The 236-nt window shown below is 66.9% G+C and carries 1 protein-coding gene; it reads right to left on the bottom strand.

Annotated elements, in window-relative coordinates; translation table 11 throughout:
* Positions 1-236, bottom strand: a 236-nt coding sequence (locus IB265_RS36460; protein WP_210334701.1) for a hypothetical protein, incomplete at both ends; no start/stop codon positions are given.

The raw sequence follows: 236 nt of genomic DNA, 5'->3' as shown, positions 1-236 counted from the left end.
GCCGCTCCAGCTGTAGTTTACCGTCTCCTGTCCGATCGTACCGCTCGTGCCATGCAAACCGGCAAACGAGAAGCCGTTCGTGCCCGCACCGTCACCACCGACAGCGCCACCGAGCGTGCCGGAGAAGGTCGCTGCACCGGCAACCGGAGCCGGGTTGGCGCCAGCCAGACCGTCATCGTCGACATTCGCAGACGCCACGCCGCCCGTCGGCGTGTTGGCATCCGTTACCGCGAAGC

The organism is Ensifer sp. ENS10 (assembly GCF_014852025.1).
Taxonomy (GTDB): domain Bacteria; phylum Pseudomonadota; class Alphaproteobacteria; order Rhizobiales; family Rhizobiaceae; genus Ensifer.
Note: the sequence above shows the minus strand (reverse complement) of the source record. Positions and strands in the feature narration are given on the sequence as shown.